21 protein-coding genes are annotated in these 21593 nt (G+C 60.2%); 13 read left to right on the top strand and 8 right to left on the bottom strand.

The genetic code is table 11. From position 1 onward, the window contains the following. The first annotated feature begins 83 nt into the window (after positions 1-83). The 4 genes from GIW69_RS01120 (at position 84) to GIW69_RS01105 (ending at position 4668) form a co-directional block, all read left to right on the top strand. Entirely contained in the window at positions 84-1352 is a 1269-nt protein-coding gene (locus tag GIW69_RS01120) for an ATP-binding protein (RefSeq protein WP_236480309.1), read from the top strand. Beyond that, positions 1345-1905: a response regulator transcription factor gene (locus GIW69_RS01115; protein ID WP_093226751.1), complete on the top strand. Its 561-nt coding sequence runs from the start codon at positions 1345-1347 to the stop codon at positions 1903-1905. The genes GIW69_RS01120 and GIW69_RS01115 overlap by 8 nt, the downstream gene beginning before the upstream one ends. A 96-nt stretch (positions 1906-2001) precedes the next feature. Continuing rightward, complete coding sequence (locus GIW69_RS01110) at positions 2002-3729, top strand: ABC transporter ATP-binding protein/permease (RefSeq protein ID WP_236480308.1); 1728 nt, start codon at positions 2002-2004, stop codon at positions 3727-3729. 192 nt (positions 3730-3921) lie between these two features. Next, positions 3922-4668, top strand: a complete 747-nt coding sequence (locus GIW69_RS01105; RefSeq protein WP_236480405.1) for a FadR/GntR family transcriptional regulator — start codon at positions 3922-3924, stop codon at positions 4666-4668. 4 nt (positions 4669-4672) lie between these two features. On the opposite strand, the gene GIW69_RS01100 is transcribed toward GIW69_RS01105, so the two are convergent. Beyond that, positions 4673-5020, bottom strand: coding sequence for a hypothetical protein (locus tag GIW69_RS01100; protein ID WP_236480307.1), 348 nt, complete (start codon positions 5018-5020; stop codon positions 4673-4675). 198 nt (positions 5021-5218) lie between these two features. After that, positions 5219-5593 carry a hypothetical protein gene (locus GIW69_RS01095; protein WP_236480306.1) on the bottom strand — a complete coding sequence of 125 codons (375 nt, stop codon included), beginning with the start codon at positions 5591-5593 and terminating at the stop codon, positions 5219-5221. Between the two features lie 348 nt (positions 5594-5941). Between GIW69_RS01095 and kdgD the strand changes: the two genes are divergently transcribed. The 5 genes from kdgD to GIW69_RS01070 all read left to right on the top strand — a co-directional run bounded on the left by kdgD (position 5942) and on the right by GIW69_RS01070 (position 12611). Continuing rightward, complete coding sequence (kdgD, locus tag GIW69_RS01090) at positions 5942-6853, top strand: 5-dehydro-4-deoxyglucarate dehydratase (RefSeq protein ID WP_042557640.1); 912 nt, start codon at positions 5942-5944, stop codon at positions 6851-6853. A 72-nt stretch (positions 6854-6925) separates the two neighbouring features. After that, a complete protein-coding gene (locus tag GIW69_RS01085) occupies positions 6926-8371 on the top strand; it encodes an aldehyde dehydrogenase family protein (protein ID WP_236480305.1) in 1446 nt (481 codons plus the stop codon). 15 nt (positions 8372-8386) lie between these two features. Further along, positions 8387-9919, top strand: a complete 1533-nt coding sequence (locus GIW69_RS01080; protein ID WP_496570875.1) for an MFS transporter — start codon at positions 8387-8389, stop codon at positions 9917-9919. A gap of 11 nt (positions 9920-9930) precedes the next feature. After that, a complete protein-coding gene (gene garD / locus GIW69_RS01075; protein WP_236480303.1) occupies positions 9931-11484 on the top strand; it encodes a galactarate dehydratase in 1554 nt (517 codons plus the stop codon). 185 nt (positions 11485-11669) lie between these two features. Continuing rightward, positions 11670-12611 carry an AEC family transporter gene (locus GIW69_RS01070; RefSeq protein ID WP_236480302.1) on the top strand — a complete coding sequence of 314 codons (942 nt, stop codon included), beginning with the start codon at positions 11670-11672 and terminating at the stop codon, positions 12609-12611. A 134-nt stretch (positions 12612-12745) separates the two neighbouring features. Here GIW69_RS01070 and GIW69_RS01065 read toward each other — a convergent pair whose 3' ends face one another. From GIW69_RS01065 to gatC, 6 genes are all read right to left on the bottom strand, one after another. Next, on the bottom strand, positions 12746-13126 hold the full coding sequence (locus tag GIW69_RS01065) for a carboxymuconolactone decarboxylase family protein (RefSeq protein WP_236480301.1): 381 nt from the start codon (positions 13124-13126) through the stop codon (positions 12746-12748). After that, positions 13123-14181 carry a calcium/sodium antiporter gene (locus GIW69_RS01060; RefSeq protein ID WP_236480404.1) on the bottom strand — a complete coding sequence of 353 codons (1059 nt, stop codon included), beginning with the start codon at positions 14179-14181 and terminating at the stop codon, positions 13123-13125. Before GIW69_RS01060 ends, GIW69_RS01065 begins: the two co-directional genes overlap by 4 nt. A 48-nt stretch (positions 14182-14229) precedes the next feature. Beyond that, positions 14230-14604: a septal ring lytic transglycosylase RlpA family protein gene (locus GIW69_RS01055; RefSeq protein ID WP_236480300.1), complete on the bottom strand. Its 375-nt coding sequence runs from the start codon at positions 14602-14604 to the stop codon at positions 14230-14232. Between the two features lie 147 nt (positions 14605-14751). Next, positions 14752-16197 (bottom strand): Asp-tRNA(Asn)/Glu-tRNA(Gln) amidotransferase subunit GatB, encoded by a 1446-nt coding sequence (gene gatB, locus GIW69_RS01050; RefSeq protein WP_236480299.1) that lies wholly within the window; start codon positions 16195-16197, stop codon positions 14752-14754. A gap of 10 nt (positions 16198-16207) precedes the next feature. Continuing rightward, positions 16208-17659 carry an Asp-tRNA(Asn)/Glu-tRNA(Gln) amidotransferase subunit GatA gene (gatA, locus tag GIW69_RS01045; RefSeq protein ID WP_236480298.1) on the bottom strand — a complete coding sequence of 484 codons (1452 nt, stop codon included), beginning with the start codon at positions 17657-17659 and terminating at the stop codon, positions 16208-16210. A gap of 16 nt (positions 17660-17675) precedes the next feature. Then, complete coding sequence (gene gatC / locus GIW69_RS01040; RefSeq protein WP_236480297.1) at positions 17676-17963, bottom strand: Asp-tRNA(Asn)/Glu-tRNA(Gln) amidotransferase subunit GatC; 288 nt, start codon at positions 17961-17963, stop codon at positions 17676-17678. Between the two features lie 211 nt (positions 17964-18174). On the opposite strand from gatC, the gene mreB reads away from it, so the two are divergent. The 4 genes from mreB to GIW69_RS01020 all read left to right on the top strand — a co-directional run bounded on the left by mreB (position 18175) and on the right by GIW69_RS01020 (position 21590). Continuing rightward, positions 18175-19212: a rod shape-determining protein MreB gene (mreB, locus tag GIW69_RS01035; RefSeq protein WP_002555108.1), complete on the top strand. Its 1038-nt coding sequence runs from the start codon at positions 18175-18177 to the stop codon at positions 19210-19212. A 141-nt stretch (positions 19213-19353) separates the two neighbouring features. Then, positions 19354-20436, top strand: coding sequence for a rod shape-determining protein MreC (gene mreC, locus GIW69_RS01030; RefSeq protein WP_496570881.1), 1083 nt, complete (start codon positions 19354-19356; stop codon positions 20434-20436). Further along, positions 20436-20927, top strand: coding sequence for a rod shape-determining protein MreD (gene mreD / locus GIW69_RS01025; RefSeq protein ID WP_236480296.1), 492 nt, complete (start codon positions 20436-20438; stop codon positions 20925-20927). Before mreC ends, mreD begins: the two co-directional genes overlap by 1 nt. Before the next feature lie 66 nt (positions 20928-20993). Beyond that, a complete protein-coding gene (locus GIW69_RS01020; protein WP_236480295.1) occupies positions 20994-21590 on the top strand; it encodes a Maf family protein in 597 nt (198 codons plus the stop codon). The last annotated feature ends 3 nt before the right edge of the window (positions 21591-21593 follow it).

Raw genomic sequence — 21593 nt, 5'->3', positions numbered from 1 at the left:
TCGTTTGCCGCACATTCGCCTCTCCCGGCCGCACGTTGGTTATACTCCGTGCGATCCGCCTGGAGCGCTCATCAGGAGAGCTCATGCTCGCCCCCGTTCAACTCACATCCGCCACACGCCAGAACCTCTGGCGGCTGACGTTTATCCGCACGCTGGTGCTTGCCGCTCAGGCCGGTTCGGTCGGGCTGGCCTACTGGCTCCAGTTGTTGCCGTTGCCGTGGGTGCAACTGGCGATGACCCTTGGCTGTTCAATTCTGCTCTGCGTATTCACCGCCGTGCGGTTGCGCACGTCATGGCCGGTGACCGAACTGGAATATGCCCTGCAACTGGCTTGCGATCTGTTTATCCACAGCGCCTTGTTGTATTTCTCCGGCGGTTCGACCAATCCGTTCGTTTCTTATTATCTGGTGCCGCTGACCATCGCGGCAGTGACGTTGCCGTGGCGTTATTCGGTGATTTTGTCCGGCATCGCGTTGGCGCTCTATACCCTGCTGCTGGCAAGGTTCTATCCGTTTCCGCTGGAAAATTTCCCGATCGCCCGCGAGAACTTGCAGATCTACGGCATGTGGTTGAGTTTTGCCCTTGCCGCTGCGGTCATTACCTTTTTTGCCGCGCGCATGGCGGAAGAGCTTCGCCGTCAGGAAGAACTGCGGGCGATTCGCCGCGAAGAAGGCCTGCGCGATCAGCAATTGCTCGCCGTGGCCACTCAGGCCGCCGGTGCAGCCCATGAATTGGGCACGCCGCTGGCGACCATGAGTGTGTTGCTCAATGAGATGCAGCAGGATCATCCCGACCCGCTCTTGCAGGACGATCTCAAGGTGCTGCAGGATCAGGTCAAACTGTGCAAGCAAACGTTGCAGCAACTGGTGCGCGCCGCCGAGGCCAACCGCCGCCTGGCGGTAGAAATGCAGGATGTCACCGACTGGCTCGATGAAGCCCTGAACCGCTGGCATTTGATGCGTCCGGAAGCCAGTTATCGCTTCCAGCGGCTGGGTCAGGGCACCGTACCGCGCATGGCGCCGCCGCCGGACTTGACGCAGGCGCTGCTCAATCTGTTGAACAATGCCGCCGATGCCTGCCCGGAAAACCTGCAGGTAACCCTCGACTGGGACGCCGAAAACCTGACCATCAGCATTCGCGACCACGGTGCCGGTGTGCCGCTGGCGATTGCCGAGCAGATCGGCAAACCGTTTTTTACCACCAAGGGCAAAGGTTTCGGCCTGGGCCTGTTTTTGAGCAAGGCCAGCGTGACTCGCGCCGGCGGCTCAGTGAAACTCTATAGTCATGAGGAAGGCGGTACGCTCACCGAGCTGCGCCTGCCCCGTGCCGCCCGAGGAGACCAACATGAGTGACGAAATTCAAGTCGAAGGCGAAGAACTGCCGCATTTGCTGCTGGTTGACGACGACGCGACGTTTACCCGCGTGATGGCGCGCGCCATGGCCCGCCGTGGTTTCCGCGTCAGCACCGCCGGTTCTGCTGAAGAAGGGCTGGTGATTGCCCAGGCCGATCTGCCGGACTATGCCGCGCTGGATCTGAAAATGGACGGCGACTCTGGCTTGGTGCTGCTGCCCAAGCTGCTGGAACTGGATCCGGAAATGCGCGTGGTGATCCTCACCGGTTATTCGAGCATTGCCACGGCTGTCGAAGCGATCAAGCGCGGCGCCTGCAATTACCTGTGCAAACCGGCGGACGCCGACGACGTACTGGCGGCGCTGTTGTCCGAGCACGCCGACCTCGACAGTCTGGTCCCGGAAAACCCGATGTCGGTCGACCGTTTGCAGTGGGAACACATCCAGCGCGTGCTGACCGAGCACGAAGGCAACATCTCCGCCACGGCCCGCGCCTTGGGCATGCATCGGCGCACCTTGCAGCGCAAGTTGCAGAAGCGTCCGGTTCGTCGCTGAACCTGCGCTGAACAACGATCGCCGGCCCTCGCGATAACGCGCGCCGATCAACTATGATCGGTGCGTGTCTGTTCTTATCTTTATCGAGCCTTATTCATGAATCAGAACGCTGAATATTCCGCGGTCAACGATGCTGTGCGCGGGCAGTTCTTTCGCAAGGTGTGGGCGATGGTCACGCCTTACTGGCGCAGCGAAGAGAAGGGCAAGGCCTGGACGTTGTTGATCGCCGTGATTGCGCTTTCGCTGTTTAGCGTGGCGATTTCGGTGTGGATCAACAGTTGGTACAAAGACTTTTACAACGCCCTGCAAAAGAAAGACGAGGCGGCGTTCTGGCAATTGATTCTGTATTTTTGCGGCATCGCGGCCGTGGCGATCCTCGGCGCGGTGTATCGCCTGTACCTGACGCAAATGCTGACCATCCGCTGGCGGGCCTGGCTGACCGAGAAACACTTTGCCCGTTGGCTCGCCCACAAGAATTACTACCAGTTGGAGCAGGGTGGTTACACGGATAACCCTGACCAGCGGATCTCCGAAGACCTCAACACCTTCACCGCCAACACCCTGAGCCTGGGGCTCGGGCTGATCCGTACCGTGGTCAGTCTGGTGTCGTTCTCGATCATTTTGTGGGGCGTGTCGGGCAGCATCGAGGTGTTCGGCTTCACCATTCCCGGCTACATGTTCTGGTGCGCGCTGGTGTATGCGGCGGTCGGCAGCTGGCTGACGCACTTGATCGGCCGGCGCCTGATCGGCCTGAACAATCAACAGCAACGCTTCGAAGCTGACCTGCGTTTTTCCATGGTGCGGGTGCGCGAGAACGCCGAAAGCATTGCGTTGTACAACGGCGAGCCGAACGAAAATCGCCGTTTGAGCAGCCGCTTCGGCCTCGTCTGGCACAACTTCTGGGACATCATGCGCGTGTCCAAGCGCCTGACGTTCTTCACCTCGGGTTACGGCCAGATCGCGATCATTTTCCCCTTCATTGTGGCGGCACCGCGTTACTTTGCCGGCAAGATCGAACTGGGTGAGCTGATGCAAATCAACTCGGCCTTCGGCAACGTGCAGGAAAATTTCAGCTGGTTCATCAGCGCGTACTCGGAACTGGCTGCGTGGCGTGCCACTTGCGATCGTCTGTTGAGCTTCCGCCAGGCCATGACCGACAACGAAGAACGCGCGCCGGCCATCGACGTGCAGAATCAGGGCGACGAATTGAAGGTGCAGAACCTCGGCCTGGATCTCGCTGACGGTCGCCATCTGCTCACTCATGCCGACATGACCGTCGAGGCGGGCGAGCGCGTGATGCTCAGCGGCCGTTCCGGCAGCGGCAAGTCGACGCTGTTGCGGGCAATGGGGCATTTGTGGCCGGCGGGGCACGGTTCGATCCGCTTGCCATCGGCGCGTTACTTGTTCCTGCCGCAAAAACCGTATCTGCCGATCGGTACCTTGCGTGAGGCGTTGAGTTATCCACAACCGGGCGACACCTACGCCCGCGAACGTTATGCACAGGTGCTGGAAACCTGCCGCTTGCCGCATCTGGTCTCGCGCCTCGATGAAGCCAATCACTGGCAGCGCATGTTGTCGCCGGGTGAGCAGCAACGTCTGGCCTTCGCCCGCGCACTGCTGTTCGCACCGCAATGGCTGTACATGGATGAAGCGACGTCGGCGATGGATGAAGAGGATGAAGCGACGCTGTATCAGGCGCTGATCGACGAGTTGCCGGGCCTGAGCATTGTCAGCGTCGGCCACCGCAGCAGCCTCAAGCGTTTTCATCCACGGCATGTGCGTATTGATAACGGCCATCTGGTGGATCAAACCATCACCGCCTGATCAGCACTTAATACCTGTGGGAGCGGGCTTGCCAGCGAAGGCGTCGGGTCAGTCAAAATCTTTGTTGAAGGATAGGCCTCATCGCTGGCAAGCCAGCTCCCACAGGATTTGCGATGTGAACGGAAAGTGATCGTACAACCGGCTTGAGCTATGATGCCCACCAAGCCGAATTTTCGAGACAAGATGCAGACCATGGAAAACCTGATGGACACCCCGCGCCTCCCTCGCAAGCGTCGCAGCCTGGCACAGGAACTGGTGACGGTGCTGTCTGAACAGATCCGCGACGGACTGCTCAAGCGCGGCGATAAACTGCCCACCGAGTCGGCGATCATGGAGGCCCATGGCGTCAGCCGCACCGTGGTGCGGGAGGCGATTTCCCGTCTGCAGGCTGCCGGGCAAGTTGAAACCCGCCACGGTATCGGCACCTTCGTGCTCGACACGCCGAGCCCGAGCGGTTTCCGTATCGACCCGGCCACGGTAGTCACTCTGCGTGATGTGCTGGCGATTCTCGAATTGCGCATCAGCCTCGAAGTGGAATCCGCCGGCCTCGCCGCGCAACGCCGCAGCGCCGAACAACTGGCCGCCATGCGCGCCGCCCTTGACGCCTTGAACGAAAGCGCGGCCCACGCCAGTGACGCCGTGGCCTCGGACTTCGCCTTCCACCTGGAAATTGCCCTGTCCACCGGCAACCGCTATTTCACCGACATCATGACCCACCTGGGCACCAGCATCATTCCGCGTACCCGTCTGAACTCGGCGCGCCTCGCTCACGATGACCAGCAACACTACATGGGTCGCCTGAGCCGCGAGCACGAAGAAATCTACGACGCCATCGCCCGCCAGGATTCCGATGCCGCGCGCGCAGCCATGCGCCTGCACCTGACCAACAGCCGCGAAAGGCTGCGCCAGGCTCATGAAGAGGCGCAGGCGCAACGTTGACGGTTTATTCCTGGAGTTGGATTTTCAGTTCCTGTGAAACAACAGGACTGTTGCCAGGGTTGGTAAGTGTGTAACGGAGCTTGGCGCTGGCACCTGGCGTCAATCCCTTCTCGAAGACATCCTTCGGAACCTTGAAATTGAGTGTGCCGGGTACTTGGACAACAACTGTCGAGCCTTGCCATTCGTTGCCTGTCGAAGTTTTCACAGATAAATCGACTGTCGCGCCGGTAACGGCGGACGGCATCACCATCACTTGAGCGTGTGCCGGGCCTTCGAGCTGCCCTACATGCAAGACGTTATCTAGCGCTTCTTGCAAGATCGGTGCGGGCAAAATAGTTTGGGTAGCGCTCATGATTTGCATCCTTTCGATGACGGACCAGGCCTTTTAAAGACGGTCGAGCTACAACCTCGCGTTGACGGAGCAGGCCTGTTACCTCCTTTGCCAATTTGACTTGAACGGTCTGGGCTTCCACACCTGTAAAAACTACCAGTCTCGACGAGCGGTCGAGCTTAGGTTCAGGTGTCGAAGACAAGCAGATGTCCGCTGTGTTTAAGCGGTGATGTGCAATTTGACGGGCAGCGAGCACGGCTCCAGGCTGGATTCATCCTGGAACTTGTAGCGCAGAATGATGGGCCTGTTCAGGTAGTGTTCCAACACTGCTTGAGGGATGCGCAATTCGATGTTCGTGCGCTTCAGCGCATCGTCGGTGGCATCGTCCCAGACGCCGGTTTCTTCTTCGGCACCAGTCCAGTCAGGATTTTGCGGGTCTTCGCCGAGGATCGGATAGACGCTCCAGTTCGCCGGGATATCGTTCGAATCCGGTACCTGGACGAGCAAAGCTTCGGTCAATGCCGATAACGACACGCTTGCCTGGTCGGTGGGGTGATCGGGGAATTGAGCAAGAATCGGCTGGGCAAAGGTCATGATGAATCGCTCTCCTTGAATGACTCCACCACGATCCGTCGTGGCAGTTGTCGCACCTTACCCTGACTCAATCGTGGCGGGGTGACATCGAACCTTGACCGGATATGTCAACGCCAAGCATTGAAATTCCCGCTCATCTGATCCCCCGCAATGGTTTCTGAGCCGTGCCTTTCAGGGTGATGCACGAGTTCTCATGCCCACAAAAAAGCTTTTTGTCCGACAAAAAATCGCACCCAACGATGAAATGCAGTTGACGGTTATATTTTAAGTTGTACGATGACCTACAACCTCAGCCGAGACGCTGAACGATTCAATCACAAAAAACGTTGCTACCAGGGTGTTCGAATAATGAATCCACAAGAACTGAAGTCCATCCTCTCTGCCGGTCTGCTGTCGTTCCCGGTAACCGATTTCAATGCCCAGGGCGATTTCAATCGCGCTGGCTACATCAAGCGCCTTGAGTGGCTGGCCCCTTACGGCGCCTCGGCGCTGTTCGCTGCCGGCGGCACCGGTGAGTTTTTCTCCCTCGCTGCCAGCGAATACTCGGAAATCATCAAGACTGCCGTCGACACCTGTGAAACCAGCGTGCCAATTCTCGCCGGCGTCGGTGGTTCGACCCGCCAGGCCATCGAATACGCTCAGGAAGCCGAGCGTCTGGGCGCTAAAGGCCTGTTGCTGCTGCCGCATTACCTGACCGAAGCCAGCCAGGACGGCGTTGCCGCCCACGTTGAAGCCGTGTGTAAATCAGTGAAGATCGGCGTGGTTGTCTACAACCGTAACGTCTGCCGCCTGACCGCGCCGCTGCTGGAACGTCTGGCCGAGCGCTGCCCGAACCTGATCGGTTACAAAGACGGTCTGGGCGATATCGAACTGATGGTGTCGATCCGTCGTCGCCTGGGCGATCGCTTCAGCTACCTGGGCGGCTTGCCGACCGCTGAAGTCTACGCCGCTGCCTACAAGGCGCTGGGCGTACCGGTTTACTCGTCGGCGGTGTTCAACTTCATCCCGAAAACCGCGATGGATTTCTACCACGCCATTGCCCGCGAAGATCACGCCACCGTCGGCAAGATCATCGACGATTTCTTCCTGCCGTATCTGGACATCCGTAATCGCAAGGCCGGTTACGCCGTGAGCATCGTCAAGGCAGGTGCAAAAATCGCCGGCTACGACGCAGGCCCAGTGCGTGCGCCGCTGACCGATCTGACCGGCGAAGAGTACGAAATGCTCGCCGCGCTGATCGACAAGCAAGGCGCTCAGTAACAAGTCAATAAACAAGGCCGCTGAGTAATCAGCGGCCTTTTGCGTGAAGTTTCCAGTTTCGAGGGCATGCCCGTGGCAGATGCAAAGCGTTACGACAACTACATCAACGGTGAATGGATCGCCGGTTCCGATTACTCGGCCAACATTAACCCGTCGGAATTGAGCGACACCATCGGCGACTACGCCAAGGCTGATCTGACTCAAGTCAACGCCGCTATCGACGCCGCGCGCGCTGCGTTTCCGGCCTGGTCGACGTCGGGCATTCAGGCCCGTCACGATTCGCTGGACAAAGTCGGTACAGAAATCCTCGCTCGTCGCGAAGAACTCGGCACCCTGCTGGCCCGTGAAGAGGGCAAGACCCTGCCGGAAGCCATCGGTGAAGTGACCCGCGCCGGCAACATTTTCAAATTCTTCGCCGGTGAATGCCTGCGTCTGTCCGGCGACTACGTGCCGTCGGTGCGCCCGGGTGTCAACGTCGAAGTAACCCGCGAAGCCCTCGGTGTGGTGGGCCTGATCACCCCGTGGAACTTCCCGATTGCCATCCCGTCGTGGAAAATCGCCCCGGCCCTGGCCTACGGCAACTGCGTGGTGCTGAAGCCTGCGGATCTGGTGCCGGGTTGCGCCTGGGCGCTGGCTGAAATCATCTCCCGTGCCGGTTTCCCGGCCGGTGTGTTCAACCTGGTGATGGGCAGCGGTCGCGTAGTTGGCGAGGCGCTGGTCAACAGCCCGAAAGTCGACGGCATCAGCTTCACCGGTTCCGTGGGCGTGGGCCGCCAGATCGCGGTCAACTGCGTGTCGCGTCAGGCCAAGGTTCAGTTGGAAATGGGCGGCAAGAACCCGCAGATCATTCTCGACGACGCCGACCTCAAGCAAGCCGTCGAACTGGCCGTACAGAGTGCGTTCTACTCCACTGGCCAGCGTTGCACCGCGTCGAGCCGTTTGATCGTGACCGCAGGCATCCACGACAAATTCGTCGACGCCATGGCCGAGCGCATGAAGTCGATCAAGGTCGGCCACGCGCTGAAGGCAGGCACCGACATCGGGCCGGTGGTTTCGCAAGCGCAGCTCGAACAGGACATGAAATACATCGACATCGGCCAGTCCGAAGGTGCGCGTCTGGTCAGCGGCGGTGGTCTGGTGACCTGCGACACCGAAGGTTACTTCCTCGCGCCGACGCTGTTTGCCGACAGCGAAGCGTCGATGCGCATCAGCCGCGAAGAGATCTTCGGCCCGGTGGCCAACGTGGTTCGCGTGGCGGACTACGAGGCGGCGCTGGCCATGGCCAACGACACCGAATTCGGTCTGTCGGCGGGCATTGCTACCACGTCGCTTAAGTATGCCAACCACTTCAAGCGCCACTCCCAGGCCGGGATGGTGATGGTCAACCTGCCGACCGCCGGCGTGGATTACCACGTTCCGTTTGGTGGCCGTAAAGGTTCGTCCTACGGATCGCGCGAGCAGGGCCGCTATGCGCAAGAGTTCTACACCGTCGTAAAAACCGCCTACATCGGTTCGTAAAAAACAAGCGCCACGGTGGTGGCGCTGCAACACCCCGTGTGTAGGAGCTGCCGCAGGCTGCGATCTTTTGATTTTGTTTTTGAAGATCAGGATCAAAAGATCGCAGCGTTGGGCTGCTCCTACACCACAAGACAGACCAAAGAAGATTCACCCGCGCATAAAAATAATTTGTGGGAGTACCTCTACATGCAATCGTCCAAGCCGACGCACGTCCGCTATTTGATCTTGCTCATGCTGTTTCTGGTGACCACGATCAACTACGCTGACCGTGCCACTATCGCAATCGCCGGCTCCAGCCTGCAAAAAGACCTCGGTATCGACGCGGTCACCCTTGGTTATATCTTTTCTGCATTCGGTTGGGCCTACGTGGCCGGCCAGATTCCTGGCGGCTGGCTGCTCGACCGTTTCGGCTCGAAGAAAGTGTATGCCCTGAGCATTTTCACCTGGTCGCTGTTCACCGTGCTGCAAGGCTTTGTCGGTGAGTTCGGCATGTCCACGGCCATCGTGGCGCTGTTCATGCTGCGCTTTCTGGTGGGCCTGGCCGAAGCGCCATCCTTCCCCGGTAACGCACGCATCGTGGCCGCCTGGTTCCCGACCGCTGAACGCGGCACCGCCTCGGCGATCTTCAACTCGGCGCAGTATTTTGCGACCGTGCTGTTTGCGCCGCTGATGGGCTGGATCGTCTACTCGTTCGGCTGGGAACACGTGTTCATCGTCATGGGTATCCTCGGGATCATCTTCTCGCTGGTGTGGTTGAAGGTTATCTACAGCCCACGCGAACACCCAAGTATCAACGAGGCAGAGTTCAAGCACATCGCCGACAACGGCGGCATGGTCGACATGGATCAAAAGGGCAAAAAGTCCGACGGTCCGAAGTGGGATTACATCCGTCAGTTGCTGACCAATCGCATGATGCTTGGCGTATATCTGGGCCAGTACTGCATCAACGGCATCACTTACTTCTTCCTGACCTGGTTTCCGGTGTACTTGGTGCAGGAACGCGGCATGACCATCCTCAAGGCGGGTTTCATCGCTTCGTTGCCGGCCATCTGCGGTTTCATCGGCGGCGTGCTCGGCGGCGTGATTTCCGACTACCTGCTGCGCAAGGGCCACTCCCTGACCTTCGCTCGCAAGGCGCCGATCATCGCTGGTCTGCTGGTCTCCAGCAGCATCGTGGCGTGCAACTACGTGGACGTTGAATGGATGGTGGTCGGCTTCATGGCCCTGGCCTTCTTCGGCAAAGGCGTTGGCGCACTGGGCTGGGCGGTCGTGTCCGACACCTCGCCGAAGCAGATCGCCGGTCTGAGTGGTGGCTTGTTCAACACCTTCGGTAACATCGCGTCGATTACCACACCAATCGTCATCGGTTACATCATCAGCTCCACCGGCTCGTTCAAGTGGGCGCTGGTGTTTGTCGGTTGCAACGCGCTGGTTGCGGTGTTCAGCTACCTGGTGATCGTCGGCCCGATCAAGCGTGTGGTACTCAAAGAGCCGCCAAGCGCTGGCGGTACTGAAGCCACCGGTAAATTGTCTCAAGCGCATTCCTGAGGAGCGGCGTCATGCAGTTGATTGAACATTCCGACTCGCCGCGCTACATCCGCCTGCACGAGCGGGACAACGTAGTGATTGTGGTCAACGACCAAGGCGTGCCTGCGGGCACTGAATTCGCTGATGGCCTGGTGACTGTGGACTTCGTGCCACAGAGCCACAAAGTCACGCTGGAAGACATTCCCGTGGGTGGCCAGGTCATTCGTTACGGCCAGACCATCGGTTATGCCTTGCAGCCGATTCCCCGTGGCAGTTGGGTCAAGGAAGATCAACTGCGCATGCCGACCGCGCCGCCGCTCGACAGCCTGCCGCTGTCCACCGAAGTGCCGCAGGCCGAAGCGCCGCTGGAAGGCTTCACCTTCGAGGGTTATCGCAACGCCGACGGTACTGTCGGCACGCGTAACATTCTGGGGATCACCACCACGGTGCAGTGCGTCACCGGGGTGCTGGATCATGCGGTCAAGCGCATCAAGGATGAGTTGCTGCCCAAGTATCCGCACGTCGATGACGTGGTGGCGCTGACTCACAGTTACGGCTGCGGCGTGGCGATCACCGCCACCGACGCGTACATCCCGATCCGCACCGTGCGCAATCTGGCGCGCAACCCGAACCTGGGTGGCGAAGCCTTGGTCATCAGCCTGGGCTGCGAGAAATTGCAGGCCGGGCAGGTGATGCACGAGGACGATGCGTCGGTGGATCTCAGCGATCCTTGGCTGTACCGCTTGCAGGACTCCAGCCACGGTTTCACCGAAATGATCGAGCAGATCATGCAACTGGCTGAAGTCCGCTTGAAGAAACTCGACCAGCGCCGCCGGGAAACTGTGCCGGCGTCCGAGTTGATCCTCGGCATGCAGTGCGGCGGCAGCGATGCGTTTTCCGGCATCACCGCCAACCCGGCGCTGGGCTACGCTTCCGATTTGCTGCTGCGTGCCGGCGCGACGGTGATGTTTTCCGAAGTCACCGAAGTGCGCGACGCCATTTACCTGCTGACTTCCCGGGCACAAACCGAGACCGTCGCCAAGGAACTGGTGCGCGAAATGGATTGGTACGACCGTTACCTGGCCAAGGGCGAAGCGGATCGCAGCGCCAACACTACGCCGGGCAACAAGAAGGGCGGGCTGTCGAACATTGTCGAAAAATCGTTGGGCTCGATCGTCAAATCCGGCAGCAGCGCCATCACTGGCGTGCTTGGCCCGGGTGAGCGCGTCAAGCAGAAGGGCCTGATCTTCTGCGCGACGCCGGCCAGTGACTTTGTCTGCGGCACCTTACAACTGGCGGCGGGGATGAATCTGCACGTATTTACCACGGGTCGCGGCACGCCATACGGCCTGGCGATGGCGCCAGTGGTGAAGGTGTCGACCCGTACCGAACTGGCGCAGCGCTGGCCAGATCTGATCGATATCGATGCCGGGCGGATCGCGACCGGGCGCGCTTCTATCGAGGAGTTGGGCTGGGAGTTGTTCCACTACTACCTGGATGTGGCGAGCGGTAAGCAGCAAACGTGGGCTGAAAAGCACAAGTTGTATAACGACATCACGTTGTTCAATCCGGCGCCGATCACGTAGGACCGAGTTGCCTGGTTCGCGAGCAGGCTCGCTCCTACAGGGTGCTTCTTTTGTTGCACATATTGTGTGAACACTGAAGATCACTGTAGGAGCGAGCCCGCTCGCGAAAGCGGTCTGAAAGACGCCGGAGGACTTGTGGCTTATCATTAGCCCCCTAATGACGCTCACCAAAGGTTCACCCCGGCATGCTGGCAATATTCCTCGAAACCTTGAACATCACCGCGCCGGTGTTTGCCATGCTGTTTCTCGGTGTGCTGCTCAAGCGCATCAACTGGATCAACGATAACTTCATCCACACCGCATCGTCCCTGGTGTTCAACGTCACCATGCCGGCGCTGCTGTTTCTGGGCATCCTGCATGCCGACCTGCACGCCGCGCTGCAACCGGCGCTGTTGATCTATTTCTCGATAGCCACCCTGGTGAGCTTTGCGCTGGCCTGGGGCTGGGCGATTTTCAGATGTCCAAAAGTTGATCGCGGCATCTACACCCAAGGTGCGTTTCGCGGCAATAACGGGGTGATCGGCCTGGCGCTGGCAGCGAGCATGTACGGTGATTACGGAATTTCCCTCGGGGCGATTCTCGCGGCATTGGTGATCCTGTTCTACAACACGCTCTCGACCATCGTGCTGGCGGTGTACAGCCCGGTGATCAAGTCTGATCCGTGGAGCATCTGCAAAAGCGTGTTCAGCAATCCGCTGATCATCAGCGTGATTGCGGCGGCGCCGTTTGCTTACTTCAAGATCGGTCTGCCGGGATGGCTGGAAACGTCCGGGCAATATCTGGCGCAAACGACATTGCCGCTGGCGCTGATCTGCATAGGCGGCACCCTGTCGCTGGCCGCGTTGCGCAAGAGCGGCAAGATGGCGCTGAGTTCCAGTCTGGTGAAAATGGTCGGCCTGCCGGTGCTGGCGACGCTTGGCGCGTGGCTGTGGGGCTTTCGCGGGGCGGAGTTGGGGATTCTTTTTCTGTACTTCGGCAGCCCGACGGCGGCCGCCAGTTTCGTCATGGCCCGGGCGGCCGAAGGCAATCATGAGTTGGCGGCGGCGATCATTGTGATCACCACATTGATGGCGGCGATCACCACCAACATCGGGATCTTTTTGTTGCAGTGGGGTGGGTGGATCTAGCCGGAGTGTTGAAGCGCTCTCTCGGGCCTCTTCGCGGGCAAGCCCGCTCCCACAGGTTCGGTGTTGTTAATCAGATTTCATTAACACAGCCAGTCTCTGTGGGAGCGGGCTTGCCCGCGAAGGCGTCCGGTCAGTCACTTGGGTTTCTGATAACTGTCGATCACTTCCTGCGCCGCACGAAACGCATCAATAGCGGCCGGCACACCGGCATACACTGCGCAATGCAGTAGCGCCTCGCGGATTTCTTCCACGGTGCAGCCGTTGTTCAGCGCACCGCGAACATGGCCTTTCAATTCTTGCGGGCATTTGAGCGCGGTCAACGCAGCGAGGGTAATGAGGCTGCGGGTTTTCAGCGACAGACCCTCACGATTCCACACGCCGCCCCACGCATGTTCGTTGACGAAATCCTGCAACGGCTGGGTGAACTCGGTGGCATTACCCAGCGCGCGGTCGACAAACGCATCGCCCATTACCTGACGACGGACTTCAATCCCGGACTGCTTCGGATCGGTCATGGCACATCCCTCTTGTTATGTTGGCGGCGCCAGGCGCGCACTGACGTAAAAAACAGGAACGTCAGCAGCGTCGGCAGGACGTAAAACAGCATCAGCCGTTCGAGCCGACCGGCCAGCGGCATGCCGGTGGTGAACGACACCACATGCAGTCCGTAGGCGAGATACAGGCCGAGCAGCAACAAGCCTTCAGCGCGGGTCACGCGATAGCCTGAATAGAAAATCGGCAGGCATAACAGGGCGACGCCGAGCATCACCGGCAGGTCGAAATCCAGCGCATTGGGCGACACCGACAGCGGCACGGGCGCAATCATCGCGGTAAGGCCGAGCACCCCGAGCAGGTTGAACAGGTTGGCGCCGATCACGTTGCCCACGGCAATGTCGCGCTGGCCGCGCAATGCGGCAATCAGCGAAGTGGCCAATTCCGGCAACGAGGTGCCGATTGCGACGACGGTCAGGCCGATCACCCGTTCCGATAATCCCAGATCGGTTGCCACGGCCACCGCCGCGCCGAGCAGCAGATGCGCGGCGAATGCAAGCATGGCCAGGCCCGCGACGATCATCAGCAGGCTGACCGTCCAGGAAGTCGGTGCCTGCGGATGTTCCGCATGAGGACGCGTCGAGTGTCGTGACTGGCGCAGCAACAAGCCGAGGTACAGCGCGAGCGCCGCCAGCAACAGCGCACCGTCGAAGCGCCCGAATTCTTCATTTCCTGCCAGTACGAACACCAGCAGACTGGCGCCGATCATCAGCGGAATGTCCAGACGTACCAATTGCCGCGAGACCCGCAGCGGAATGATCAACGCCGACAGGCCGAGGGTGACGAGGATGTTGAAAATGCTGCTGCCGATCACGCTACCGACGGCGATATCGGGCGTGTGCGCCTGGGCGGCTTGGAGGCTGACGGCCATTTGCGGCGCGCTGCTGCCGAAGGCGACGATGGTCAGGCCGATGATCAGCGGACGGACATGCAGGCGCACCGCCACGCGCACGGCGGCGCGTACCATGAGTTCGGCCCCGACGATCAACAGGAACAACCCGGCGATCAATTCGATCAGGTTGATCAGGGGTAAATCGGCGAGTCCGAAGATGGCGGGCGCTCCGTATCAGTCGTCGAGGGCTTGCACGCGAACCCGCGCGGTGCCGCTGCGCAGCATGCCGAGTTGCTCGGCCGCCCCGCGCGATACATCAATCAGCCGCCCGCGCGTATGCGGGCCGCGGTCGTTGATGCGCACCACGACGGATTCGTCATTTTTAAGATTAGTGACTTTCACCCGCGTGCCGAACGGCAACTGGCGGTGGGCGGCGGTCAGGGCATTCTGGTTGAACGCTTCGCCACTGGCGGTGCGTTTACCGTGATGTTTGGCCCCGTAATAGGACGCGACGCCGGACTGGTCGTAACCGTGCGGGTCGATGATGTCGGTGCTGGCGCAGCCGGCGAGCAGGGAGAGCAGGCCGCAACTGATGAGCAGACGCTTCATTCAAAGGTTTCCCGAATCAATGTAGGAGTGAGCCTGCTCGCGATAGCGGTTTTCCAGTCACTCTTGGTGTGTCTGGCAGGGCGCTATCGCGAGCAGGCTCACTCCTGCCGGAGATGGAGCCAGGCGTTGGGTCTGGCTCCATTTGCATCAGCCTTCGAGCTTGCTTTTCAGCAATTCGTTCACCTGCTGCGGGTTGGCCTTGCCTTTGGAGGCTTTCATGGCCTGGCCGACGAAGAAGCCGAACATCTTGCCGCGTTTGGCTTCATCCGCTGCACGGTATTGCTCGACTTGTTCAGCATTGGCGGCAAGCATTTCATCCAGCACCGCCGAAATCGCGCCGCTGTCAGTCACTTGCTTGAGGCCGCGCTTGTCGATGATCTCGTCTGCGCTGCCTTCGCCGTTGGCCATCGCTTCGAACACCACTTTGGCGATTTTGCCGGAGATGGTGTTGTCCTTGATGCGCAGCAGCATGCCGCCCAGTTGCTCGGCCGAAACCGGCGACTCGTCGATGTCCAGGCCTTGCTTGTTGAGCAGGCTGCCCAGCTCGACCATCACCCAGTTTGCCGCCAGTTTGGCGTCGCCGCCGATGCTCGCGACTTTCTCGAAGTAGTCCGCTTGCTCACGGCTGGTGGCCAGCACGTTGGCATCGTACGCCGACAGACCGAACTGCGCCTGGAAGCGCTCGCGTTTCTGCGGTGGCAGTTCCGGCAGGGTACCGCGCACCTCGTCAAGGAACGAATCTTCGATGACGACAGGCAGCAAATCCGGATCGGGAAAGTAACGGTAGTCGTTGGCTTCTTCTTTGCTGCGCATCGGACGGGTTTCGTCCTTGTTCGGATCGTACAGACGCGTCTGCTGGATCACTTTGCCGCCGTCTTCGATCAGCTCGATCTGACGCTGGATCTCGGAGTTGATCGCCTTCTCGATGAAACGGAACGAGTTGACGTTCTTGATCTCGCAGCGGGTGCCGAACTCGACCTGGCCTTTCGGACGAATCGATACGTTGCAGTCGCAACGCAGCGAACCTTCAGCCATGTTGCCGTCACAGATGCCCAGATAACGAACCAGCGCGTGCATCGCCTTGACGTAAGCCACGGCTTCCTTGGCGCTGCGCATGTCCGGCTCGGAAACGATTTCCAGCAGCGGCGTGCCGGCACGGTTCAGGTCGATGCCGGTGGCACCGTTGAACTCTTCGTGCAGGCTTTTGCCAGCGTCTTCTTCCAGGTGCGCGCGGGTGATGCCGACACGTTTGACCGTGCCGTCTTCGAGCGCGATGTCCAAATGGCCCTTGCCGACAATCGGCAATTCCATCTGGCTGATCTGATAGCCCTTCGGCAGATCCGGGTAGAAATAGTTTTTGCGGGCGAACACGTTGTGCTGACCGATCTCGGCGTCAATCGCCAGACCGAACATCACCGCCATGCGCACCGCTTCCTCGTTCAGCACCGGCAATACGCCGGGCATGCCCAGGTCAATCAGGCTGGCCTGAGTGTTCGGCTCGGAACCGAACTGGGTGGAACTACCGGAAAAGATTTTCGACCGGGTGGTGAGCTGGGTGTGAATCTCCAGCCCGATCACGACTTCCCATTGCATGTGTTTCTCCTCAGAAGCCGGTTGGGGTGCGGGTGTGCCAGTCAGTGTTCAACTGATACTGGTGCGCAACATTGAGCAAACGGCCTTCCTGGAAATACGGAGCGAGCAACTGCACGCCGACCGGCAGACCGTCAACAAAACCGGCGGGCATCGACAGGCCCGGCAGGCCTGCGAGGTTGGCGGTGATGGTGTAGACGTCTTCCAGATAAGCGGCGACCGGATCGCTGTTCTTGGCGCCGAGTTTCCAGGCCGGGTTTGGCGTGGTCGGGCCGAGGATGATGTCGACTTCATTGAATGCCGCCATGAAGTCGTTTTTCACCAGACGACGGATCTTCTGCGCTTTCAGGTAATAGGCGTCGTAATAACCGGCGGACAGCGCGTAGGCACCGACCATGATCCGGCGCTGAACTTCCGGGCCGAAACCTTCGCCACGGGAGCGCTTGTACAGGTCGGTCAGGTTGACCGGGTTTTCGCAGCGGTGGCCGAAACGCACGCCGTCGAAACGCGACAGGTTGGAGGAGGCCTCTGCCGGCGCGATCACGTAATAGGCAGGAATCGCGTGCTGCATGTTCGGCAGGCTGATTTCCTTGATCACGGCACCGAGCTTCTGCAGCTCTTTAATGCTGTTCTGGATCAGATCGGCAATGCGCGGGTCGAGACCGGCACCGAAATATTCCTTCGGCACACCGATGCGCAGACCTTGCAGCGACGTGTTGAGGCTGGCGCTGTAATCCGGAACCGGTTCGTCGATGCTGGTGGAGTCTTTGGTATCGAAGCCAGCCATGCCTTGCAACAGAATCGCGCAGTCTTCGGCAGTGCGAGCCAACGGTCCGCCCTGATCGAGGCTGGAGGCGTAAGCAATCATCCCCCAGCGCGAAACACGACCGTAGGTCGGTTTCAGGCCGGTGAGGTTGGTGAACGCGGCAGGCTGACGAATGGAGCCGCCGGTGTCGGTCGCGGTGGCGGCCGGCAACAGGCGCGCGGCCACGGCCGCCGCCGAACCGCCGGACGAACCGCCCGGCACGTGTTCCAGGTTCCACGGGTTTTTCACCGCGCCGTACCAGCTCGACTCATTGGCCGAACCCATGGCGAATTCGTCCATGTTGGTCTTGCCCAGGGTCACGGCGCCGGCAGCGGACAGTTTGGCGACCACGGTGGCGTCGTACGGGGCCTTGAAGTTGTCGAGCATCTTCGAGCCGCAGCTGGTGCGAATGCCCTGGGTGCAGAACAGGTCTTTGTGGGCGATCGGCGCGCCGAGCAGGGCGCCGCTCTCACCGTTGGCCCGGCGCGCGTCGGCAGCTTTCGCCTGCTCGAGGGCCAGCGCTTCGGTAAGGCTGATGAAACTATTGAGCTGTGGGTCGAGCTGGGTGATACGCGCCAGCAGGACTTTGGTCAGCTCTTCGGAGGAAAACTTTTTATCGGCGAGACCGCGGGCGATCTCGGCCAGAGTCATTTGATGCATTGCAGGCTCTTTCCCTTTAGTCGATGACTTTCGGAACCAGATACAGGCCGTTTTCGACCGCTGGTGCGATGGACTGGTAAGCCTCGCGATTATTCGTCTCGGTCACGACGTCGGCGCGCAGGCGCTGACTGGCTTCCAGCGGGTGGGCCAGCGGCTCGATGCCGTCGGTGTCTACCGCCTGCATTTCGTCGACCAGACCGAGAATGCTGTTGAGGGCGGAAGTGATGTGCGGAAGATCGGCATCATTAAGGCCAAGGCTGGCCAGATGGGCGATTTTTTCCACGTCGGAGCGTTCTAGCGCCATCGGGATTCTCCAGTGGAAAACAAGACGGACGGCGTCCGTGTGTTAGATTGTCGGAACACTACCGCACTTCTACGGTCACATGGCCGCGATTGTGGGGCTTGGTGCACAGAAAAGCGGCCAATTTAACATATTGGCGCCTTGCCCAAAATCCCTGTCGTTGTTAGAGTTTGCCGCACTTTTTTACCCACGCGTTGCCTAGGGTCCCTTTCCCATGTTCAAGAAACTGCGTGGCATGTTTTCCAGCGATCTCTCTATTGACCTGGGCACTGCCAACACCCTTATTTACGTGCGCGAGCGCGGTATCGTCCTGAATGAGCCATCGGTTGTGGCCATTCGGACACACGGTAACCAGAAAAGTGTCGTGGCTGTCGGCACCGAGGCCAAGCGCATGCTCGGCCGTACGCCGGGCAACATTGCCGCCATTCGTCCGATGAAGGACGGCGTGATCGCCGACTTCAGCGTCTGCGAAAAGATGCTGCAATACTTTATCAACAAGGTTCACGAAAACAGCTTTCTGCAGCCTAGCCCTCGTGTGCTGATCTGCGTTCCATGCAAGTCCACTCAGGTTGAGCGTCGCGCCATCCGTGAATCGGCCCTTGGTGCCGGTGCCCGTGAAGTGTTTCTGATCGAAGAGCCGATGGCGGCTGCGATCGGTGCCGGCCTGCCGGTTGAAGAAGCGCGCGGTTCGATGGTTGTCGACATCGGTGGTGGTACGACCGAAATCGCCTTGATCTCGCTCAACGGTGTGGTTTACGCCGAATCCGTACGGGTTGGCGGCGACCGTTTCGACGAGGCGATCATCACCTACGTGCGCCGCAACTACGGCAGCCTGATCGGTGAATCGACCGCCGAGCGCATCAAACAGGAAATCGGCACTGCCTACCCGGGCGGCGAAGTTCGCGAAGTCGACGTTCGCGGCCGTAATCTGGCTGAAGGCGTTCCTCGCGCATTCACCCTGAACTCCAACGAAGTGCTGGAAGCCCTGCAAGAGTCCCTGGCAACCATCGTTCAGGCCGTGAAAAGCGCTCTGGAGCAATCGCCGCCGGAACTGGCTTCCGACATCGCCGAGCGTGGCCTGGTGCTGACCGGTGGTGGCGCGTTGCTGCGTGATCTCGACAAATTGCTGGCCCAGGAAACCGGTCTGCCAGTGATCGTCGCCGAAGATCCGCTGACCTGTGTGGCCCGCGGCGGTGGCCGTGCATTGGAAATGATGGATAAGCACACCATGGACTTGCTCTCCAGCGAGTAATTCGCGGTTTGCAATTCGTGGGTGAGCGCGCAGGCAGCACTTTGCAGTGCTGCCTGTTGGCGTTTATCTTCTGTCAGTCTTCATCCAGGCCGGTTTGATGCCGTATGAATAAACAGAACCATTGCCCAAGGAGAGCGGCTTATTAAACCGCTTTTCGCCAAGGGCCCTTCACTGGGCATACGCCTGTTGGTGCTGGCCGTGTTGTCGGTCGCGCTGATGGTGGTCGATGCCCGCTTCAGTGTGCTCAAGCCTGCACGCAGCCAGATGTCGCTGGTGCTCATGGATGCCTACTGGATCACTGACCTGCCGGTAAGGTTGTGGGAAGGTGTCGCCAGTCAATTCGGCAGCCGCACCGAGCTTGTCGCTGATAACGAAAAACTCAAGACCGAAAACCTGCTGTTGCAAGGGCGCATGCAGAAGCTTGCCGCCCTCACCGAGCAGAACGTGCGTCTGCGCGAGTTGCTCAATTCTTCCGCGCTGGTCAATGAAAAGGTCGAAGTGGCCGAGTTGATCGGCATGGACCCCAACCCGTTCACCCATCGCATCATCATCAATAAAGGTGAGCGTGATGGCGTGGTGCTCGGCCAGCCTGTACTCGACGCCCGGGGCCTGATGGGCCAAGTCGTCGAGTTGATGCCATACACCTCCCGTGTGCTGTTGCTGACCGATTCGACCCACAGCATTCCGGTGCAGGTGAATCGCAATGGGCTGCGTGCGATTGCCAGCGGCACCGGCAATCCGGAACGGCTGGAATTGCGTCACGTCGCCGATACCGCCGACATCAAGGAAGGCGATTTGCTGGTCAGTTCCGGTCTCGGTCAACGCTTCCCGGCCGGTTATCCGGTAGCGACGGTGCGTGAAGTGATCCACGATTCCGGTCAGCCATTTGCGATCGTCCGCGCTGTGCCAACCGCCGCGTTGAACCGCAGTCGTTACATGCTGCTGGTGTTCAGCGACGCCCGCACGCCGGAAGAACGCGCCAACGATGCCGCACAGGCCCAGGAAAACCTTGATGCACAGGGCGGCGGCCCGGTCATTCCGAACACCGTGCCGAAACCGGTGGGGACGCCGGCGCCGGCTTCAACACCCGCCACTGTGCCTGCCGCTGCACCGGCTCCGGCCGCAGCAGCCCCGGCCGCCGCCAAACCACCGGCCGCTCAGCCCGCCAGCGCACGACCGGCCAAGCCGCCTGCCACGCCTGCCGCCACCGGGAGACAAGAATAATGGTCGGAGCCACTGCGTCCCGAAACGGCTGGATCGTCTGGCTGACCTTTGCCATCGGTCTGCTGCTTAGCGTTTCGCCGTTGCCGCAATTCATGGAAATCCTGCGTCCGCTCTGGCTGGCCTTGCTGCTGGCATTCTGGGCGCTCGCCTTGCCGCAGAAGGTCGGCATGGTCACCGCGTTTTGCCTGGGCCTGGCGGAAGACGTGCTTTATGGCACGTTGCTGGGACAAAGCGCGCTGATCCTGACGCTGATCACGTTTCTGGTGCTGTCGTTGCAGCAGCGTCTGCGAATGTTCCCGATGTGGCAGCAGAGCCTGGTGATCCTGGTGATCTTCGGCCTCGCCCAGCTTGTCCAGCTCTGGCTCAGCGCCTTGACCGGCAATCGTCAGCCAACACTGGCGTTGGTGCTGCCGGCATTGGTCAGTGCCTTGCTCTGGCCGTGGGTCAGCTTTGCCCTGCGTGGATTGCGCCGACGCTACAGAATCAACTGATTCGTCAGGCATAGGCCCGTACCGGTGCCGTTTTTGAGGCAGGGCACTAAACAGGGAGATGTTTTGATGAAGCCGCTTTACCTCGCCTCCGGCTCACCGCGCCGGCGTGAATTGCTCACGCAGATCGGCGTGCCGTTCACCGCCGTCAGCGCGGACATCGATGAAACCCCGCTTCCCGATGAAACCCCGTCGGCCTATGTCGAGCGCTTGGCGCGCGGCAAAGCCGAGGCCGGGCGGCGCACGGTGATGTCCGATTCGCCGTTCTGCGTGCTCGGCGCCGACACCGCCGTGGTGCTGGATGGCAAAATTCTTGGCAAACCGGTGGACGAAGCCGACGCATGCGCCATGCTGATGATGTTGTCCGCACGCGAGCATGAGGTGCTGACGGCCATCGCCGTGCTCGAAGGCGAACGCTGCGAGTCGCGGGTGGTGCGCAGTCGAGTGCGCTTTCGCTTGATCAGTCGCGATGAAGCCGCTGCCTATTGGGCCAGCGGCGAACCCCGGGACAAGGCCGGCGGCTATGGCATTCAAGGGCTCGGCGCGGTGTTCGTGGCGGGCCTCGATGGCAGTTATTCGGCGGTCGTCGGGCTGCCCCTGTGCGAAACCGCAGAACTGATGAGCCATTTCGGCATACCCTGTTGGCAATCTCCGGACGCGCCCTGAGCG

The organism is Pseudomonas syringae (assembly GCF_021605415.1).
GTDB classification, from domain to species: Bacteria; Pseudomonadota; Gammaproteobacteria; order Pseudomonadales; family Pseudomonadaceae; genus Aquipseudomonas; species Aquipseudomonas syringae_S.
Note: the sequence above shows the minus strand (reverse complement) of the source record. Positions and strands in the feature narration are given on the sequence as shown.

Excerpts from the sequence above, each read along its gene's own strand:
- GIW69_RS01120 (WP_236480309.1), top strand. The coding sequence starts at position 84 with ATGCTCGCCCCCGTTCAACTCACATCCGCCACACGCCAGAACCTCTGG.
- GIW69_RS01115 (WP_093226751.1), top strand. The coding sequence starts at position 1,345 with ATGAGTGACGAAATTCAAGTCGAAGGCGAAGAACTGCCGCATTTGCTG.
- GIW69_RS01110 (WP_236480308.1), top strand. The coding sequence starts at position 2,002 with ATGAATCAGAACGCTGAATATTCCGCGGTCAACGATGCTGTGCGCGGG.
- GIW69_RS01105 (WP_236480405.1), top strand. The coding sequence starts at position 3,922 with ATGGAAAACCTGATGGACACCCCGCGCCTCCCTCGCAAGCGTCGCAGC.
- GIW69_RS01100 (WP_236480307.1), bottom strand. The coding sequence starts at position 5,020 with ATGAGCGCTACCCAAACTATTTTGCCCGCACCGATCTTGCAAGAAGCG.
- GIW69_RS01095 (WP_236480306.1), bottom strand. The coding sequence starts at position 5,593 with ATGACCTTTGCCCAGCCGATTCTTGCTCAATTCCCCGATCACCCCACC.
- kdgD (WP_042557640.1), top strand. The coding sequence starts at position 5,942 with ATGAATCCACAAGAACTGAAGTCCATCCTCTCTGCCGGTCTGCTGTCG.
- garD (WP_236480303.1), top strand. The coding sequence starts at position 9,931 with ATGCAGTTGATTGAACATTCCGACTCGCCGCGCTACATCCGCCTGCAC.
- GIW69_RS01070 (WP_236480302.1), top strand. The coding sequence starts at position 11,670 with ATGCTGGCAATATTCCTCGAAACCTTGAACATCACCGCGCCGGTGTTT.
- GIW69_RS01065 (WP_236480301.1), bottom strand. The coding sequence starts at position 13,126 with ATGACCGATCCGAAGCAGTCCGGGATTGAAGTCCGTCGTCAGGTAATG.
- GIW69_RS01055 (WP_236480300.1), bottom strand. The coding sequence starts at position 14,604 with ATGAAGCGTCTGCTCATCAGTTGCGGCCTGCTCTCCCTGCTCGCCGGC.
- gatB (WP_236480299.1), bottom strand. The coding sequence starts at position 16,197 with ATGCAATGGGAAGTCGTGATCGGGCTGGAGATTCACACCCAGCTCACC.
- gatA (WP_236480298.1), bottom strand. The coding sequence starts at position 17,659 with ATGCATCAAATGACTCTGGCCGAGATCGCCCGCGGTCTCGCCGATAAA.
- gatC (WP_236480297.1), bottom strand. The coding sequence starts at position 17,963 with ATGGCGCTAGAACGCTCCGACGTGGAAAAAATCGCCCATCTGGCCAGC.
- mreB (WP_002555108.1), top strand. The coding sequence starts at position 18,175 with ATGTTCAAGAAACTGCGTGGCATGTTTTCCAGCGATCTCTCTATTGAC.
- mreD (WP_236480296.1), top strand. The coding sequence starts at position 20,436 with ATGGTCGGAGCCACTGCGTCCCGAAACGGCTGGATCGTCTGGCTGACC.
- GIW69_RS01020 (WP_236480295.1), top strand. The coding sequence starts at position 20,994 with ATGAAGCCGCTTTACCTCGCCTCCGGCTCACCGCGCCGGCGTGAATTG.